The following is a 269-nucleotide window of genomic DNA, read 5'->3' on the forward strand; positions in this document are numbered from 1 at the left end:
GACTAACGGGTGCGCGCTTGCGGGGTGTCCGTTTTTTGAAGATTTGGCCGTCCCTTGTGGGTCGTAAGCGACTCGGCCCGACCGTTTCCCGATGCTGATTTTTCCAAAGCATGATGGGCGCGTTTAGATTGACGGAGCCAGTCAGCCATGTCGAACGCAGGGGCGCGAGCCCATCCCCATCGCACGTACACGCAAGAATTCAAGCAGCAGGTGATCAGAGAGACGTTGGAGCCCGGCATGTCAGTGTCGATTGTTGCGCGCCGGTACGA

The 269-nt window shown here is 58.4% G+C and carries 1 protein-coding gene; it reads left to right on the plus strand.

The window, feature by feature from the left end; translation table 11 throughout:
• Positions 1-147 precede the first annotated feature (147 nt).
• Positions 148-269: transposase (locus COI44_RS24910; RefSeq protein ID WP_142329314.1), on the plus strand; the 122-nt coding region annotated here is incomplete at its 3' end.

Origin of the sequence: Bacillus sp. AFS088145, assembly GCF_002564465.1 — a bacterium.
Lineage (GTDB): Bacteria > Bacillota > Bacilli > Bacillales > Bacillaceae_G > Gottfriedia.